The organism is Litchfieldia sinesaloumensis, assembly GCF_900156865.1.
GTDB classification, from domain to species: Bacteria; Bacillota; Bacilli; order Bacillales; family Bacillaceae_L; genus Ferdinandcohnia; species Ferdinandcohnia sinesaloumensis.
Map to the genome: position 1 here is coordinate 2,355,189 of NZ_LT732529.1, position 15,817 is coordinate 2,371,005.

General features: G+C 36.8%; 17 protein-coding genes. 3 read left to right on the forward strand and 14 right to left on the reverse strand.

Annotation, left to right across the window (positions count from 1 at the left end; all coding sequences use genetic code 11):
• Positions 1–3: 3 nt before the first annotated feature.
• Positions 4–1,380, reverse strand: coding sequence for an argininosuccinate lyase (gene argH / locus CZ490_RS11710; RefSeq protein WP_077619071.1), 1,377 nt, complete (start codon positions 1,378–1,380; stop codon positions 4–6).
• Complete coding sequence (locus CZ490_RS11715; protein ID WP_077619072.1) at positions 1,377–2,585, reverse strand: argininosuccinate synthase; 1,209 nt, start codon at positions 2,583–2,585, stop codon at positions 1,377–1,379. The genes argH and CZ490_RS11715 overlap by 4 nt, the downstream gene beginning before the upstream one ends.
• Positions 2,586–2,768: 183 nt before the next feature.
• On the opposite strand from CZ490_RS11715, the gene CZ490_RS11720 reads away from it, so the two are divergent.
• Positions 2,769–3,083, forward strand: coding sequence for a hypothetical protein (locus tag CZ490_RS11720; RefSeq protein WP_077619073.1), 315 nt, complete (start codon positions 2,769–2,771; stop codon positions 3,081–3,083).
• Between the two features lie 22 nt (positions 3,084–3,105).
• Here the strand turns inward: CZ490_RS11720 and CZ490_RS11725 are convergent, their stop codons facing one another.
• The 9 genes from CZ490_RS11725 to sppA form a co-directional block, all read right to left on the reverse strand.
• On the reverse strand, positions 3,106–3,627 hold the full coding sequence (locus CZ490_RS11725) for a MogA/MoaB family molybdenum cofactor biosynthesis protein (RefSeq protein ID WP_077619074.1): 522 nt from the start codon (positions 3,625–3,627) through the stop codon (positions 3,106–3,108).
• A 3-nt stretch (positions 3,628–3,630) separates the two neighbouring features.
• The gene (locus CZ490_RS11730; RefSeq protein WP_077619075.1) at positions 3,631–4,464 is read right to left on the reverse strand and encodes an EcsC family protein; all 834 of its coding nucleotides are present in this window, start codon (positions 4,462–4,464) and stop codon (positions 3,631–3,633) included.
• A gap of 163 nt (positions 4,465–4,627) precedes the next feature.
• A complete protein-coding gene (locus CZ490_RS11735; protein ID WP_077619076.1) occupies positions 4,628–5,815 on the reverse strand; it encodes an acetate kinase in 1,188 nt (395 codons plus the stop codon).
• Between the two features lie 225 nt (positions 5,816–6,040).
• Positions 6,041–7,045 (reverse strand): class I SAM-dependent methyltransferase, encoded by a 1,005-nt coding sequence (locus tag CZ490_RS11740; RefSeq protein WP_077619077.1) that lies wholly within the window; start codon positions 7,043–7,045, stop codon positions 6,041–6,043.
• A 140-nt stretch (positions 7,046–7,185) separates the two neighbouring features.
• On the reverse strand, positions 7,186–7,686 hold the full coding sequence (gene tpx, locus CZ490_RS11745) for a thiol peroxidase (RefSeq protein ID WP_077619078.1): 501 nt from the start codon (positions 7,684–7,686) through the stop codon (positions 7,186–7,188).
• A 137-nt stretch (positions 7,687–7,823) separates the two neighbouring features.
• On the reverse strand, positions 7,824–8,285 hold the full coding sequence (gene ytfJ, locus CZ490_RS11750; protein WP_077619079.1) for a GerW family sporulation protein: 462 nt from the start codon (positions 8,283–8,285) through the stop codon (positions 7,824–7,826).
• A gap of 21 nt (positions 8,286–8,306) precedes the next feature.
• Positions 8,307–9,029, reverse strand: coding sequence for a DUF2953 domain-containing protein (locus tag CZ490_RS22670; RefSeq protein WP_234987224.1), 723 nt, complete (start codon positions 9,027–9,029; stop codon positions 8,307–8,309).
• A gap of 86 nt (positions 9,030–9,115) precedes the next feature.
• On the reverse strand, positions 9,116–9,601 hold the full coding sequence (locus CZ490_RS11760) for an RDD family protein (protein WP_077621042.1): 486 nt from the start codon (positions 9,599–9,601) through the stop codon (positions 9,116–9,118).
• Between the two features lie 17 nt (positions 9,602–9,618).
• Positions 9,619–10,629, reverse strand: coding sequence for a signal peptide peptidase SppA (gene sppA, locus CZ490_RS11765; protein ID WP_077619080.1), 1,011 nt, complete (start codon positions 10,627–10,629; stop codon positions 9,619–9,621).
• 160 nt (positions 10,630–10,789) lie between these two features.
• On the opposite strand from sppA, the gene CZ490_RS11770 reads away from it, so the two are divergent.
• Positions 10,790–11,593 (forward strand): NAD kinase, encoded by an 804-nt coding sequence (locus tag CZ490_RS11770; RefSeq protein WP_234987305.1) that lies wholly within the window; start codon positions 10,790–10,792, stop codon positions 11,591–11,593.
• 34 nt (positions 11,594–11,627) lie between these two features.
• Here CZ490_RS11770 and CZ490_RS11775 read toward each other — a convergent pair whose 3' ends face one another.
• Genes CZ490_RS11775 through CZ490_RS11785 form a run of 3 tightly spaced genes read right to left on the reverse strand, consistent with a single transcriptional unit; the run spans position 11,628 to position 14,542 of the window.
• A complete protein-coding gene (locus CZ490_RS11775) occupies positions 11,628–13,235 on the reverse strand; it encodes an amidohydrolase (RefSeq protein WP_077619082.1) in 1,608 nt (535 codons plus the stop codon).
• A gap of 31 nt (positions 13,236–13,266) precedes the next feature.
• Complete coding sequence (locus tag CZ490_RS11780) at positions 13,267–13,968, reverse strand: anti-sigma factor (protein WP_077619083.1); 702 nt, start codon at positions 13,966–13,968, stop codon at positions 13,267–13,269.
• Positions 13,961–14,542, reverse strand: coding sequence for an RNA polymerase sigma factor (locus CZ490_RS11785; RefSeq protein ID WP_077619084.1), 582 nt, complete (start codon positions 14,540–14,542; stop codon positions 13,961–13,963). The genes CZ490_RS11780 and CZ490_RS11785 overlap by 8 nt, the downstream gene beginning before the upstream one ends.
• Positions 14,543–14,659: 117 nt before the next feature.
• On the opposite strand from CZ490_RS11785, the gene CZ490_RS11790 reads away from it, so the two are divergent.
• Positions 14,660–15,814: a COG1470 family protein gene (locus tag CZ490_RS11790; RefSeq protein ID WP_077619085.1), complete on the forward strand. Its 1,155-nt coding sequence runs from the start codon at positions 14,660–14,662 to the stop codon at positions 15,812–15,814.
• Positions 15,815–15,817 lie beyond the last annotated feature (3 nt).

Here is a 15,817-nt window from a genome sequence, read left to right on the forward strand (position 1 = left end):
CACTCACGATTTTTTTGTTTCTTTTATTTTCTTTAATACCTTACGTACCTCATCAAACCCGGTTCCACCGGCACTATTACGGCGAGCTACTGCCGTTTCAGGCAATAATACTTCATAGATATCTTCTTCAAATAATGGAGACGCCTCTTTAAAGATATCGAGTGGTAATTCACCTAAAAAGGCACCACGCTCTATACAAGTTAACACAAGCTTTCCAACCACCTCATGAGCTTCCCTAAATGGAAGTCCTTTTGAAGCTAAGTAGTCTGCTAGCTCTGTTGCATTTGAAAAATCCTTTTTAACAGCTGTTGCCATAACTTCTGTTTTCACTTTCATCGTAGAGACCATACCAGCAAAGATCTTCAAAGAGCCCTTTACTGTTTTAACTGTGTCAAACATACCTTCTTTATCTTCTTGCATATCCTTGTTATATGCAAGTGGAGTTCCTTTTAGCACAGTTAATAATCCAAATAGATTCCCATAAACTCTTCCTGTTTTACCACGGATTAATTCAGCCATATCAGGGTTTTTCTTCTGAGGCATAATACTACTTCCCGTTGCAAAGGCATCGTCCATCTCAATAAAACTAAATTCTTGAGAGGACCATAGGATTAGCTCTTCACAAAAGCGTGAAAGATGCATCATGATCATGGAACTATTACTTAAAAATTCCACGATAAAATCACGGTCACTTACAGCATCTATACTATTTTGATAGATTTTTTCGAATCCTAACAATTCTGCACTGTAGTAACGGTCAATTGGAAAAGTAGTACCTGCTAAGGCACCAGCTCCTAATGGCGACATATTGATTCTCTTTAACGAGTCAGATAAACGCTCTTTATCACGTTCAAGCATCCAGTAGTATGCTAATAAATGATGAGCAAAAGAAATAGGCTGCGCTCTTTGTAGATGTGTATATCCAGGTGCAACTGTTTCAACATGCTGCTCTGCTTGTTCTACAATTGAGTCTTGAAGCTCCTCAACTAAGTTAATGATTTCATCAACCTGCTGTCGTAAATATAAATGCATGTCTGTAGCAACCTGATCATTTCTACTTCTTCCCGTATGAAGTTTGCCACCGACTTGACCAATCTCGTCAATCAGTAGCTTTTCGATATTTAAATGAATATCTTCATTTGCAACAGAGTATTCGAGCTCATCATTCTTTGCTTTTTCTAGAAGTGTAAGTAATCCATCCTTTATCGTTGCAACTTCTTCCTTTGATATGATTCCACACTTACCAAGCATCGTTACATGGGCTATGCTTCCTTCGATATCTTCCTTCACCAATTCTTGGTCAAAGGAGATGGATGCACCGAATTCATCCACCCACTCCTCAGCACTTTTGGTGAATCTTCCGCCCCAAAGCTTTTTCATACTTCTACCTTCTTAGTACTGTTTACGATACTATTTACCTTTGTTGGTAAGCCCCATAGTGAAATGAAACCAACAGCTGCATTATGATCGAATTCATCATCAGATGTATATGTTGCTAACTTTTCATCGTACAATGAATTTGCTGATTTACGTCCTTCAACAATCGCATGACCTTTGAATAGTTTTACACGAACCGTACCATTTACATTTTTTTGTGTTTCTTTTAGGAAGCCAAGTAGAGCGTCTTTTAACGGCGAGAACCATAGACCGTTGTATATCAATTCTGTAAGTTTTTGCTCAATCACTGGTTTAAAATGTGCCACTTCCTTAACAAGCGTAAGGTCTTCAAGCTCTTTATGTGCTGTTATTAAAGTCATTGCTCCTGGGCACTCATATACCTCACGGGATTTAATACCAACAAGGCGATTTTCAACATGGTCAATACGCCCCACACCGTGTTTTCCTGCGATTTGGTTTAATTCTAGAATTAACTCAGATAACGTATATTGCTGACCATTAATTGATTTAGGTACACCTTGCTGAAACTCTATCTCAATAATATCTGGAGTATTTGGTGTATCTTCAAGTGCAGTAGTCAATTCATAGGCTTCTGCTGGTGGCGCTGCCCAAGGATCTTCTAAAATTCCGCATTCGTTACTGCGTCCCCAAAGATTTTGGTCAATTGAGAATGGGCTGTCTAAATTGATTGGAATTGGAATATTATTCTTCTTCGCGTATTCGATTTCCTCTTCACGAGACCATTTCCACTCACGAACAGGTGCTAGAACTTCAAGGTCAGGATTTAACGCTTTAATTGAAACTTCAAATCGAACCTGGTCATTTCCTTTACCGGTACATCCGTGTGCAACTGCTACCGCATTCTCCTGCTCAGCAACTTCCACTAACTTCTTTGCGATTAACGGGCGAGATAGTGCTGATACTAATGGATATTTTCCTTCATAAAGAGTATGTGCTTGTAATGCTGCAAGTGCAAATTCATTTGCAAACTCTTCCTTTGCATCAATTACATATGAAGAAACAGCACCCACTGTTATTGCTTTTTCTTTAATAAATCCAAGGTCTTTTCCTTCACCAACATCTAAACAACAAGCAACGACTTCATAGCCTTGCTCCTGTAACCATTTAACGGCAACACTTGTATCAAGGCCACCTGAATATGCTAAAACCACTTTCTTTTTGCTCATGAGGTATCTCCCTTTCGAATAATAATTCATCATTTTTTATATTTATACATTTATAATGTATTACTTTAGCAACTCTTTCTACTTTTTTCAATAGTAAAGTGAAGAAAAAATAAAATCTTTTTTTCATAGATAATAGCTTACGAGTGTTATAGAATAAGGAAAAGACCAATTAGGAGTGTTTGAATGGGGGATTTTTTTCATTTCGATGAGCGACTTGGTATCTTTCTACCCAGCTTGGAAAAAGAGTGGGATGAGTATACGGAGGAGACACAGAACCACATTCTGTACCAATGGGAACAATTTAGAGGACATATCCCTGATCGGATTGCAGAAATTGAGACAATTATTAACGAAAAACAAGAACAGCTTGGTAATGAACTTAATTTTATCCGTTCATGTGAACTGAACAACGAAATCTCAGAATGTGCTTCGGTCATTAATGACCTTTGGATTTGGTACAGAACGAATCAAGGAATATCTAAGAAAATGCATCAATAAAAAAGGTCTAATCTCGAGATGATTAGACCTTTTTGATGTCTTTTTTTATTTCGCTGACAACATGAGCAAGTTCAGGAAGTATTAATTTATTCATCGCAAGTTTCACAGCCCCAGAAGAACCAGGTGTTGAAAAAATGGCCGTATCGTTGCTTACACCCGCAATTGCTCTGGAGAGAATGGATGCCGATCCTATATCTTCTGTATAGCTAAGCATTCGAAATAATTCACCAAAACCGACTATTTCTTTATCTATTAATTTTGAAATTGTTTCAATTGTAACATCTCGTTTAGCGATACCAGTGCCGCCATTTGTTAAAATAGCATCGATTTCTTTATTCATATAGCCTAGTCTTACCGCTTTTTCAATATATGGTTCTTCGTCTTTGACGATTTCATATTCTAAGACTCTATAGCCATGTTCTTCAAGTAAAGAAATCATTAAATGGCCGCTTTTGTCTGTTTCCTTTGTTCTCGTATCGCTTATTGTAATGACTTTACAAGCGACTGAAACTGGAGTAGCTCTTTTATGCTCATGTACACTCATCCCTTAAAACTCCTTTTCCTTCAAAAAACGCAGACGATAATAATTATGCGCAAAATCACTAACCTGCCTTGTTAGTTGATAATTCATACCTGCCCCAATAGCCATGCTTATTAGAGGTATCCCTTGAATCATACGTTTTCGAAGAACTGAAATGGTAATCGCTTTAACAATGTGTTTTAATGGCAGTTCCAGCCATGTTTCGTCAGTCAAATCATCAGACCCTTGATAAAAATATTGGTTTTGATCAGCGCTATCTGTTTCATGTAAGAGTGATTCCCAACCTTGATAACGCATACGTTTTGGTAATGTAGCTGCATGGAATACCTTTAATGATGTCATCATTTCATATGGTGTATTGACTTCGTAACCATATGTCATCGCGATTAACTGAACAATACGGAGATTAAGTACTGTAATTGCAGGTATATCCGTTCCAAGTAAAAGAAATCCACCTGTTCCAGATAAGCCTCCATGTGCAAAAGAATAGAGACGATGCTTGGCAATCTGATTCTCAGTTAGATATGTAAGTTGGTCTATTGTTAGCTCTTTCAAATCAGGAATATCATCAATTTCTTGGTTAAAAATGCGTGCCGAACGAATGAGGCGTTCTCTTGCATCCACTTGAAATTGTGAACTTTGAAGTATTGCATGTAAATGAAACAACCAGTTGTCTAACTTTGAAAAAAATTCGGTACGAATATCTTCTGGTATAAGACCTAACGAATTCTCAAGCCATTTATCATATGTCATTTCAAAATCCGTTTGCTCATATTGCATTTGTTCTGCCCAGTTATCAATTTCAGTTAGGATCTTTAATTCACGTTCAGAAAGGCCCATATCCATCCTCCATTTCCAGAATTCACTATTTATAGTATACCATAAACTGCCCCTGCAATCGGTTGCCGGAATTGCCTCGTTCACTAAGAAAACATGATACAAACATATCCTTCTAACTTTAAAAGGACAACCCCATTAACGGAATTGTCCTTCTCAATATTATTTATTTTGTTAATCGCATAACATCACGTGCAATCATTACCTCTTCATCGGTAGGTATAATAAGAACTTTTACTGGTGAGTGTGGATAGCTTATAAATGCTTCCTTACCTCTTACTTGATTTAAAACTGGATCCCAGTATACACCCATGAATTCTAAGCCAGTTAATACTCTTGCGCGAATAGTGTCACTATTTTCACCAATTCCAGCTGTAAAGACAATAGCATCAACACCATGCATCCTAGCTGCATATGAACCGATGTATTTATGAATTCTGCTAGCAAATACTTCAAGCGCTAATTCAGCACGGCTGTTTCCTGCTTCCGCTTCTTGTTGAATGTCTCGTAAATCACTTGAGAATCCCGATACACCTAGCATTCCGCTTTCTTTGTTTAGCACATTTAATACTTCGTCAGCTGTTTTACCTGTTTTCTCCATAATGAATGGAATCAAAGCAGGGTCGATGTTCCCTGATCGTGTACCCATTGTAACACCAGCAAGAGGTGTAAAGCCCATAGATGTATCAATTGACTTTCCGCCTTCAATTGCAGCAATACTTGCTCCATTTCCTAGGTGACAAGAGAGTATACGAAGTTGATCTAAAGGTCTTCCTAAAAGTTCTGCAGCACGTTGCGAAACATATTTATGGGATGTTCCATGGAAACCATACTTTCTAATCCCATATTTTTCATAGTATTCATATGGAAGACTATATAAGAACGACTTCTCAGGCATTGTTTGATGGAATGCTGTGTCAAATACCGCGACTGCTGGCACGTTAGGTAAAACCTCTCGAAACGCTTTAATACCAGTTAAATTCGCTGGGTTGTGTAATGGAGCTAACTCAGATAGTTTGTCTATTTCATCAATTACGTCTTCTGTGATAACAGCTGAATCTGGAAATGCTTCTCCACCGTGTACAATCCTGTGTCCAATTCCTTCAATCTCATCTAGAGATTTAATAATTCCGTATTCTGTAAGCTTTTCAAGTAGTATTTTGACTGCAACTGCATGGTCGGGTAATTCAGTTTCAATTGTTTGTTTTTCATCGTTTACTGAGATTGTGAATATTCCTTTATCAAGGCCAATCCGTTCAAAGATACCTTTTGTAACAACTTCCTCACTTGGCATTTCAAAAAGTTGAAACTTTAGTGAGGAACTTCCTGCATTAATGGCAATGATTTTTGACATTTCGTCCGCTCCTTTGTATATGTCCGGGTTATATGTAAATTTCCGTTCTTTATTATTCTGTGCAAAACAACACAGTTTCATTGATGCCATTTACATTTAAACACTGGCATTTAAACATTTCAAGGAGTAAGCAGAATTGGTACCGTTTTCGCCATAAAGTTCTTATATTCAGATAACAGAAAGCGCTCTTAAATAGAAAAGAGCCCCTATGTGGGGTCTCTTACCTTAATTGTTATTACCGTTTTTCTCCGTTTTGAACCAGTTATCAATTTGCTGGACAATTCCTGCCATTGCTGTTTGATTCGAAAACTTTGGCAAGTTTGCAAGAAGTGCTTGTTTTGGAGCTTTCACTTCCGGCCCCTTTTTTTGAATGATAAAAATGCTTTTTGCTGCTTTTTCATTTTTAAACAAGGACAACGGAAGTTGAATCATGCCTTGGATAACAGCATGTTCTTTTAGGAATTCATTTAATTCTTTCGCTTGATCACTTGTAAATAAATGGTTAGGGACTAGGAAGAATAAATACCCACCTTCTTTTGTATAGGTAAGGCTCTGTTCAATAAAGAGATGATGCGCATAGGAGTGACCTTTTTGAGCACGTAGTTCAAAGTTTGCTGCACCAATATCATTCGGATAATAGCCCACAGGTAGATCACATACAACAAGATCCATCGGGTCAATATATAATGGCTGTAAGCTATCTTGATTATAAAATTGAACCGTGTGCTGTTGTAGGTTTGCACTAACATAGGCCACTTTTATTAAAAGATCATCCACATCTATTCCGAATGCACTTACTTCTTTTGACTGATTTTGATTAATCACGGTTGTAAGTAAATTTCCCGTTCCGACTGCTGGATCAAAGATACTAAAGTTCTCCCAGCCTTCAGTGAATTTTGATACAAGGTATCCCATAAAGATTGAAACTGCATCAGGCGTCATTTCATGGTTAGGCTGAGTTGCTTCTTTCATTCCTTTTAACGCAGCAAGTTGATAGGCCTTTCGTATTTCTTCCACAGAATATTGATTTAAGTTCAACTGACTATATTCTTTTTCTATGCGTTTCTTAGAAAGCTCACTAATTTCTTCTTGAAGGATGGAATTATGGAAAAGATTCTCTCCTGTTTCTGCAACAGCCTCCAAATATGTACATGATAATTCTTCTTTTAGGACCATTGCTGTATTATCTAAAACGGTAAATAGTGTTTCTACTGCAGATATTTGTGCCATGTTAAAACTCCTTTTTTAACTCATATCCCTTAATTTTAAAAGAAAACACACTGTTATTCAACAATGTAAAAAAGAACCCCAATCAAGTCGGGATTCTTATTGTTAATGTCTATACTAGAGAGGCGATGCTTTTTACTGTATTAGTTAGCTGCCTTTACTGCCTCTATAGCTGCTTCATAATTCGGATGGTCTGTTGCTTCACTTACATATTCAACGTAAGTTACAGTATCATTGCTGTCTACAACAAATACAGCACGAGCTAATAGGCGCAGTTCTTTAATGGCTACACCATAAGCTTCTCCAAAAGAAAGATCACGGTGGTCGGAAAGCGTTTGTACATTTTCAATCCCGTTTGCACCACACCAACGCTTTTGTGCAAATGGCAAATCAACACTTACTGTTAAAATAGATACATTTCCTAAACCAGCTGCTTCTTCGTTAAAACGACGAGTTTGCGCATCACAAACACCTGTATCAAGAGATGGTACAACACTGATTAAACGTACAGATCCCTTTGAGTCTGCAAGTGAGACTTGCGATAAATCATTGGCTAAAACAGTAAAGTCAGGAGCTTTGTCTCCAACCTTTACTTCATTACCTAATAAAGTTACTGGATTGTTTTTAAATGTGATATTTGCCATTTTTCCAAAATCCTCCTTAAAATAATTAATAATATGTACAGTGTAAATGATATCTTTAATTTCTCATGTTTGCAATTATTTACATCCATTTTCCAAAGAAAAAGAGTCAACTGCAATACAGTTAACTCTGACGGTTCTTATATATCAAAATCAGGTTTATTATCTTGATTTTGGTTATCTTGATTATTCTTTTTTAACATTTGTTGAACTTTATCGACAGCCTGTGGTGCTAACTCCAGAAGTTTTTCAAATAAATGTGTGCTTTCATCGAGATGAAGCATTTTTACACCGCTAGAACTAACGATTAAAAATGCGATTGGTGTAATTGAAACCCCACCACCGCTACCTCCACCGAATGGCAACTTGGATCCCTGCTGTTGCTGCTGGTCTCCGCCTCCACCACTATCTTTTCCACCCTCACCTTGTCCTTTAAACTCACTTCCACCTGCAGCAAATCCAAAGCCTACTTTAGAGACTGTTAAAATAACGCTCCCATCAGGTGTCTCAACAGGGTCCCCAATAATAGTATTTACATCTATCATTTGTTTTAAATTTTCCATTGCAGTTTTCATTAAACCCTGTATTGGATGATCAGACATAACTAAATTCCTCCCGTCTTTCTATATTGATTTTCTATCCGAATCGGCTTTATCCAGCTTTGAGAGAGTTGGTGATTTAAATTTTGGCATGCCCCCTCGCCACCTTCTTATCGCCTTGATTCCTGCCATCATAGCATGCCCGATACGAAAATGAATCATGCATTTAAGCCTTGTTTCGGAAATAGGAACCTGGAATGAGGGTGTTATCGAATAGTCTGGATGAGTTTTAAGTGTTAAATAATTGCTCATCATACCGGTAATCACACCCTTAATGGACCAACCAAGGCCAGTTATTATACCGGTTTGGGCAGCATCTCCAACGCCAATATGAGAGTGCCATTCAAATTTTGAGATCGAAATTTTCTTTAGAAAGCTTTTCAGAATTGGAATCATATCTACAACCCTATGGAGGATTTCGTTTGTATCTTGAATATTAGCCACGACATTCTTTATTGAGAATTTCTTTTTTTTCTTCTTTTCATTTTTCGGCAGATCGGGTTGTTCCTTATTATAGACAATGCTTGGTGTTTCTTTGTCAACAGCAACCATTGGGATTTTAATTGTATACCTAATGAGTCCGAACCAAATACTGAACCTCACTTTTATACGGTCATCGTCCTGTGAGTGATTTGCTTCAATCAATATAGTCAGCTTTGTTATCATAATTAGAAGGAAAAAGAGGACTAGAAATAATAGTATAAAAAAGAGCCACTTCATGACACTCACACCCTTTCCATGTTTCATTATCACCTATCGGATTGTAAATAATACACAATCAGGAACACTTTGGTAAAACACTACAAAAAAAAGAAGCGCCCCTTTGGGCACTTCTATTTTTGTACATGGACAACAGCGGTGTCTGAAAATAAATCATGAATTCCTTGTTTTTTAGGAAGAAACGCTACAATAATGTAACCTATATATAATAACTTAGATATATATCGACCAATAAACTCTCTGATTAATACAGTCGTCCAAGTTAGAGGGCGTTCTCCAAGTGATACAACCTTAATCCCAAACACCATTTTTCCAAGTGTCTGACCAAAAAACTTAGTCATTAATACAAAATACAAATAAAACACGATAGCAGTTGCAATTGATGCTGCACTAAAGATACTACTTTCGGATAAAGAAATATCTAAAGCTCTAAAGCTTGGATTAATAAGGATACGGTTTAAACTTCCTATTACAACAATATCTAATAAGTATGCCCACAAGCGCATCCAAAAGCCTGCATAGTTTGGTGGGACATTTACATACTGATATGCTGTATAATCCTCATTAGTTTCTTTTATTCCTTCATGTGTAAACTCCATATTCAAGTTAATCCCCCCTATTCTGCGTACAAATACATCATTCTTGGCGAATTTGGCTGTGATAATAAATGGACTAATGTCGCCATTTCAATGTCATCACTAAAGATTTGCTTTGCACTCATTGAAAATAGGGATCCGAACCCATAATTAGCTGTGTACTCGACAACTCTACTGTTTTCTAACTTATAATCCTTCTTCATTGCTTCAACTGCATCCTCAAAGTATCCTAATTCATCGATTAAATGGTTTTCTTTTGCTTGTCTACCATCATAGATACGTCCGTCTGCAATTTTTCGAACTTCAGCTTCTGACATGTTACGCCCTTCCGCGATAACATCTACAAATCCTTGATACGCATTATCGACCATTGTCTGCATAATTTGTCTTTCTTCATCCGTCATTTCCCGGTTTGAAGACATAATGTCCTTATATGGCCCACTTTTTATTGTTTCAAATTTTATTCCGTATCTTTCAGCGAGTTCACCAAAATTAACTCCTTGCATAATAACACCTAATGAACCAGTCATAGTATCAGGTGTAGCGAATATTTTATCTGCTGGTGCAGAAATGTAGTAACCACCAGAAGCGGCCATAGCCCCCATTGATACATAAATTGGTTTATCTGTTACTTCCTTAAAATCAGTTAATTTTTTATGTATTTCCGCACTTTCAACAACGCCACCACCTGGAGAATTCACCTTAAGAATGATTCCCTTCACTGCTTTGTCCTTTTCTGCGTGTTCAATCATTTTTAAGAATGACTGATGTTGATAGCCTGCAGTTTGGAAGAATGAGGTCACATCTCCTGTGTCTTGGATGGTTCCATTCACAGTTAAAACCAGTATCTTATCTGTTCCCTTTCCTTCAATTACTACATTTTCTAGGAAATCTTGATTTGAAGCTCCTAATAATTCATCAGATAAATTACTGAAATTGCTAGAGGCTAAGTTTGTTGCAAAGTTAAAAAAGATTGAAAATAAAAATATAACCGCAGCAATACCCAATGCTGCCCAACGTTTCCCATTCATTTCATTTCCTCCTATAAACTATGGATACTATTCAAGAATTGTTCAAAAATAAATACGAATCAAATCGAAAATAGTTTCATTTTATTGGTAAACTACTATTAGATACTGCTAGCTTTTATTGTTTTACCAAGTAATATGCATTGTACATCAACAGGAGGTTATTAGAATGGATCGTCGTAATATTTTTTTCTTTTATCGAAAAGAAGATAAAACAATTAAGTATGTTGAAAAACTGAATCAAATTGCAAAAGAGCATCAATTTACAATTGTAGAAGATGCCACAAAAGCGAATGTCATAGTAAGTATTGGTGGAGACGGGACTTTCCTTCAGGCAGTCCGTAAAACAAATTTCCGCCAGGATTGCCTTTATGTTGGTATATCAACAACGGGGGCTTTAAACCTTTACTGTGATTTCCATGCAGATGAAATAGACAAAATGGTTGAAGCAATGTTAACTAAAAATATTGAAGTTCGCCGATATCCCCTTCTTGAAGTAAAAGTGGATGATAATCCATCATTTTATTGTTTAAATGAGTGTTCAATTCGTTCCGCAATCATCAAAACCTTTGTATTGGAGGTCTATATTGATGATTTGCATTTTGAAACATTCCGCGGTGACGGAATGATTATTTCAACTCCTACTGGAAGTACTGCCTATAATAAATCAGTTGGCGGTGCTGTAGTAGACCCATTGCTTCCTTGTATGCAAATCACTGAGTTAGCATCCTTGAATAATAATCAATACCGTACATTAGGTTCACCATTTATCTTAAGTGGTACACGGAAATTAACACTAATAGACCTTGAAGACGGGAACGATTTTCCGACTATCGGAATGGATAATGAAGCACTAAGCATCCGAAATATAAAGCAAGTCGACATCCTGTTAAGTGAAAAAAGAATTAAAACAGTAAAATTAAAGGATAACTCATTCTGGGAAAAGGTGCAGCGCACTTTTTTATAAAGGCTCATTGATTGAATGCAAAAGAAGACCAAGCTCAAGTTTGGTCTTCTTTTTGATTACTATACATAATGGTATCATCAACAACAGTCATCATCACATTGGTACTGAGAATCTCATCGTCGTCAATATGGAATAAGTCTTGATTAAGGACTGTAAAATCAGCTTTATATCCAGGAGCAATTTTGCCCATACAATCTTCTTTCCCGATTGTATATGCACTGCCCGTAGTATATAACTGAACTGCTTCATAAACAGAAATTCTTTGTTCTGGCATGTAAATATCCTCTTCACCGGGCTTTTTCCTAGTAACCGCTGCATGAATTCCCAATAGTGGTTCAACCGGTTCAATCGGGGCATCCGATCCACCTGCACAATGAAACCCTTCTTGTAATAATGTCTTCCATGCATAACAATATTCCATATTGCTTTCACCAATTCTTTCGATCACCCACGGAAAATCTGATACAACAAACCTTGGCTGAATATCAAGGATAATTGGTAACTGTTTTGCTCGGTCTACTAATTCTTTTCGTAGAATTTGCGCATGGATGATACGGTCGCGTTGTTTAGGTAATGGCGGATATTCTTCAATTGCATCCAATACATATTCAAAAGCAAGGTCTCCAATTGCATGAACAGCAATCGGCATTTTATAATTTCTCGCTTTTTTGACCAGCATTTTCAACTCATTTACCGTGTGAATCGCCACACCTGAAGTGTCTGGAGAATCATTATAAGGCTGACTTAACAATGCCGTTCTACCACCAAGTGAGCCATCTGCAAAAATTTTCATCGCGCCAAGCTCAACGAGATTGTCCCCATCACCAAATGAATATCCTAAACGGTGCATGTCATCAACAGCTTCATGATGAACTAAAAGATTTGTTCTAAATTTGATCCCATCTTTTTTGATTACCTTTTGAAACCCTCTATATGTTCGCTCAAATCCCCCGTAATAATTCAAATCCTCTGTATGTCCACCAACAAGACCTTTACTCAGACAATCCCCGATGGATAGACGAAGCGCATTTTGAATGTAGTCTTCAGTCACCTTCGGAATCACAGTTTTTACAAGCTCCTGAGCTTGATCTAATAAATACCCAGTAGCATGTCCATTTGCGTCTCTAACAATAATGCCACCCTCAGGGTTCGGGGTATTATCTGTTATACCAGCCAATTCGAGTGCCTTAGTATTCACGACAACTGCATGTCGGCAAATTCTTTTTAACATTAGTGGATTATGAGGTGAGAGTTCATCCAACTCAATTCGATGAAAAATTTTTCGGTCAGGAAGCTGATTTTCGTTCCATCCTTCTCCAATAATCCATTCGCCTTTAGGTATATCTTTTACATATTCTTGTATGGAGGTCGAAATTTCTTGGGAGGATGTCATCTCCGAAAAATCCAGTTTCATTAATTTTTCCCCATGGCCAACGAGATGCATATGACTATCAACAAATCCTGGAAACATGGTATGTCCTTTTAAATCTATTAGCTTCGAAATTCTTTCTTTATATCGTTTTTCCAAATCTATTTTTGATCCAGCAGCAACAATCATACCGCCTTCTACGAAAACTGCCTCAACCACATCTTTTTCATGTTCCATGGTGTATATTCTTCCACCTGTCCACAAGGATCCCATTTTAACTCATCTCACCCATCTATTTTTATATTTAGTCCTTTAATTCTACAAAGAATGTTTCTGGTCCTGTCGGATATAAACTTCCTCCCTTGGGCTCAACACTAGCTTTTATCATTTTAAATTTGTGGATATCCATTCCACGTAAGTATACTTTCGATGAACCATTTTCATTTGGAATTATTGCTCCCTGCATATCATCATTTTCATAAATAATCCATAACTGATAATCATGATTATCCAGATTTGCAAGACCGTTTATTTCAATGAGCATTTCTTTTGTTAAGCTATTTATCCATATATCCCCATTTATGTTTCCACTATGGGTGAGAGGTACAATATTCAACTGTTTCGTATCCGGCTTACTTATAAGTCTTTTCACCTCGCGCTCTTGATAATCCACCATTGAAACCTTGTTATTTTGACTAATATATAAATTTGTCGTAACTATTACCAATGATACAATTACTGCTACACTACCAAGTTTAAGCAAGAGTTGTGGTGGTATTTTCTGCGCTTTATTATTTTTACGAATCTTATTCCAGAGCTCTTCCTTGTTATCTAAACTAGATTTAACGTGTATCGAATCTTTATTTAAAATAACTTCCCAATTATTCATTTTTTCATAACAAAGAGTACATTTATCAACATGTGTTTTAATCCAGTTATGTTCAACTTCATTTAAATGACCTAAAGTAAAATCAATTAATTTTTGTTCTGGTACATGTTTATCCATTATGTTTATCACCACCACTAGATTCCATCCAATGTAGTAAGAGTTTTTGCTTTCGAAGATTTTGAATCCCATAACGGATTAAAGATTTAACTGATCCTAATGGTTTTTCCATCGAGTTTGCAATCTCTTTATGTGTTTCTCCCTGAAAATAAGAACGGATAAGTGCTTCTCGCTGTTCATTTGGCAGATGATCTAGAGCATCTATAATAATATTATTCTGTAATTCTAATAGAAAATGAAGATCCGCTCCCTTTTCATTCTTAGTTAGAATGCTTTCTAGTCGGTTCATTAGAACAGGTCTTTTTTTACGCAATCGATCCAATGAACGACTTTTGGTTTTTACCGCAAGCCATGCTTTTACACTCCCTTTTGAAGGGTTATATTGTTTTGGCTTTTGAAATACCTCTAGGAAAACATCATGACTTACATCCTCTGCTTCGCTATGGTCCCCGATAATGTGTAATGCAATGTTTAATACAAATGAATAATGCTTTTCATAAAAAAGGTCGAAAGCTATTCGAGAACCATTTTGAACTCTTTTCAATAATTGAATACTTTCCTGATTTTGGTCCATAGTAATCGCCTCAGATTTAATCTTTTAATTAAATTTTACAAATTTTTTTCGAAAATATAAATCCATTTGACTATTTTTCTCGTATCAAGTACGAAAAAAATTTAGGAGGTTCATAAGATGAACAAAAAAATGATTTTTATTTTTTCCTTTATTGTACTTTTTATGGCACTTATGAATGTAGGAAAAGTTCACGCTGTTGAAAATGTTACATTATTCACGCCCTATACCGGGCTATCTGCAACTCCGGGGGAAACGATTACTTACTCAGTAAATGTAACAAATACTGGATCAAGCATTCAAAACATGTCTTTTGATTTCGAAAACATTCCAAAGGATTGGGATTATTCAATCACATCTGGTGGAAGGGATATACGTGAACTTTCTGTTAAAGGAAATAGTGAGGAGACACTAAATGTTGATATTAGTATCCCCTTAAATGCTAAAAAAGCCGATTATCGCTTCAACCTCGTGGCTTCAGATAACGGTAGTAACAGTAAGCTCCCATTGCTTATTACTCTGTCCGAGCAAGGCTCCTTTGAATCCGAGCTAACTTCTGACCAAAAAAATTTACAAGGGCATGCTGATTCCAATTTCACTTATACTGTAAAACTACGAAATCGGACAGCCGAACAACAAAATTATGCACTAAGTTCGGCGGCCGATAAAGGCTGGGGAGTTCGTTTCAAATCAGGTTCTGATTCCATTTCTTCCATTACCATTGAACCAAATGAATCAAAAGATATAACAGTTGAAGTTACACCCCCTGAAAAAGTTGAAGCAGGATCATTTAAAATTCCAATAAGTGCATCAACAGGTAGCACATCAGCAGAAATAACTTTAGACGCTGTTATAACTGGTTCGTATGGAATTGAAATCAGTACTCCAACAGGAAATTTAAGTACGGATATAACCGCAGGAGATAATCGAGTTGTTGATCTTGTCATAAAAAATACGGGTACAGCTCCATTACTTGATGTAAATATTACATCCAACACGCCTCCAAAATGGGAAACCGAATTTGATACTAGTTCAATATCTGAACTAAAGCCTGGTGAATCAAAAACCGTAAAAGCTACCATTACTGCACCTGATGAAGCAATTGCAGGGGATTATGTCACAACATTTAGCGCATCAGCAGCAGAAGCATCCTCTGATGCAACTTTCCGTGTATCCGTTGAAACATCTACCTTATGGGGTGCAGTTGCAATCCTGATTATACTTGGAGTACTCGGTGGATTGTATTATATCTTTCGAAAATATGGGAGGAGATAATAT

Bases quoted from the DNA above. Each gene is read 5' to 3' on its own strand.
- argH (WP_077619071.1), bottom strand. From the start codon at position 1,380: ATGAAAAAGCTTTGGGGCGGAAGATTCACCAAAAGTGCTGAGGAGTGG.
- CZ490_RS11775 (WP_077619082.1), bottom strand. From the start codon at position 13,235: ATGGGATCCTTGTGGACAGGTGGAAGAATATACACCATGGAACATGAA.
- CZ490_RS11720 (WP_077619073.1), top strand. From the start codon at position 2,769: ATGGGGGATTTTTTTCATTTCGATGAGCGACTTGGTATCTTTCTACCC.
- CZ490_RS11740 (WP_077619077.1), bottom strand. From the start codon at position 7,045: ATGGCACAAATATCTGCAGTAGAAACACTATTTACCGTTTTAGATAAT.
- CZ490_RS11790 (WP_077619085.1), top strand. From the start codon at position 14,660: ATGAACAAAAAAATGATTTTTATTTTTTCCTTTATTGTACTTTTTATG.
- tpx (WP_077619078.1), bottom strand. From the start codon at position 7,686: ATGGCAAATATCACATTTAAAAACAATCCAGTAACTTTATTAGGTAAT.
- CZ490_RS11730 (WP_077619075.1), bottom strand. From the start codon at position 4,464: ATGGGCCTTTCTGAACGTGAATTAAAGATCCTAACTGAAATTGATAAC.
- CZ490_RS11715 (WP_077619072.1), bottom strand. From the start codon at position 2,585: ATGAGCAAAAAGAAAGTGGTTTTAGCATATTCAGGTGGCCTTGATACA.
- CZ490_RS11785 (WP_077619084.1), bottom strand. From the start codon at position 14,542: ATGGACCAAAATCAGGAAAGTATTCAATTATTGAAAAGAGTTCAAAAT.
- CZ490_RS22670 (WP_234987224.1), bottom strand. From the start codon at position 9,029: ATGAAACATGGAAAGGGTGTGAGTGTCATGAAGTGGCTCTTTTTTATA.
- CZ490_RS11735 (WP_077619076.1), bottom strand. From the start codon at position 5,815: ATGTCAAAAATCATTGCCATTAATGCAGGAAGTTCCTCACTAAAGTTT.
- CZ490_RS11780 (WP_077619083.1), bottom strand. From the start codon at position 13,968: ATGGATAAACATGTACCAGAACAAAAATTAATTGATTTTACTTTAGGT.
- sppA (WP_077619080.1), bottom strand. From the start codon at position 10,629: ATGAATGGGAAACGTTGGGCAGCATTGGGTATTGCTGCGGTTATATTT.
- CZ490_RS11760 (WP_077621042.1), bottom strand. From the start codon at position 9,601: ATGGAGTTTACACATGAAGGAATAAAAGAAACTAATGAGGATTATACA.
- ytfJ (WP_077619079.1), bottom strand. From the start codon at position 8,285: ATGTCTGATCATCCAATACAGGGTTTAATGAAAACTGCAATGGAAAAT.
- CZ490_RS11725 (WP_077619074.1), bottom strand. From the start codon at position 3,627: ATGAGTGTACATGAGCATAAAAGAGCTACTCCAGTTTCAGTCGCTTGT.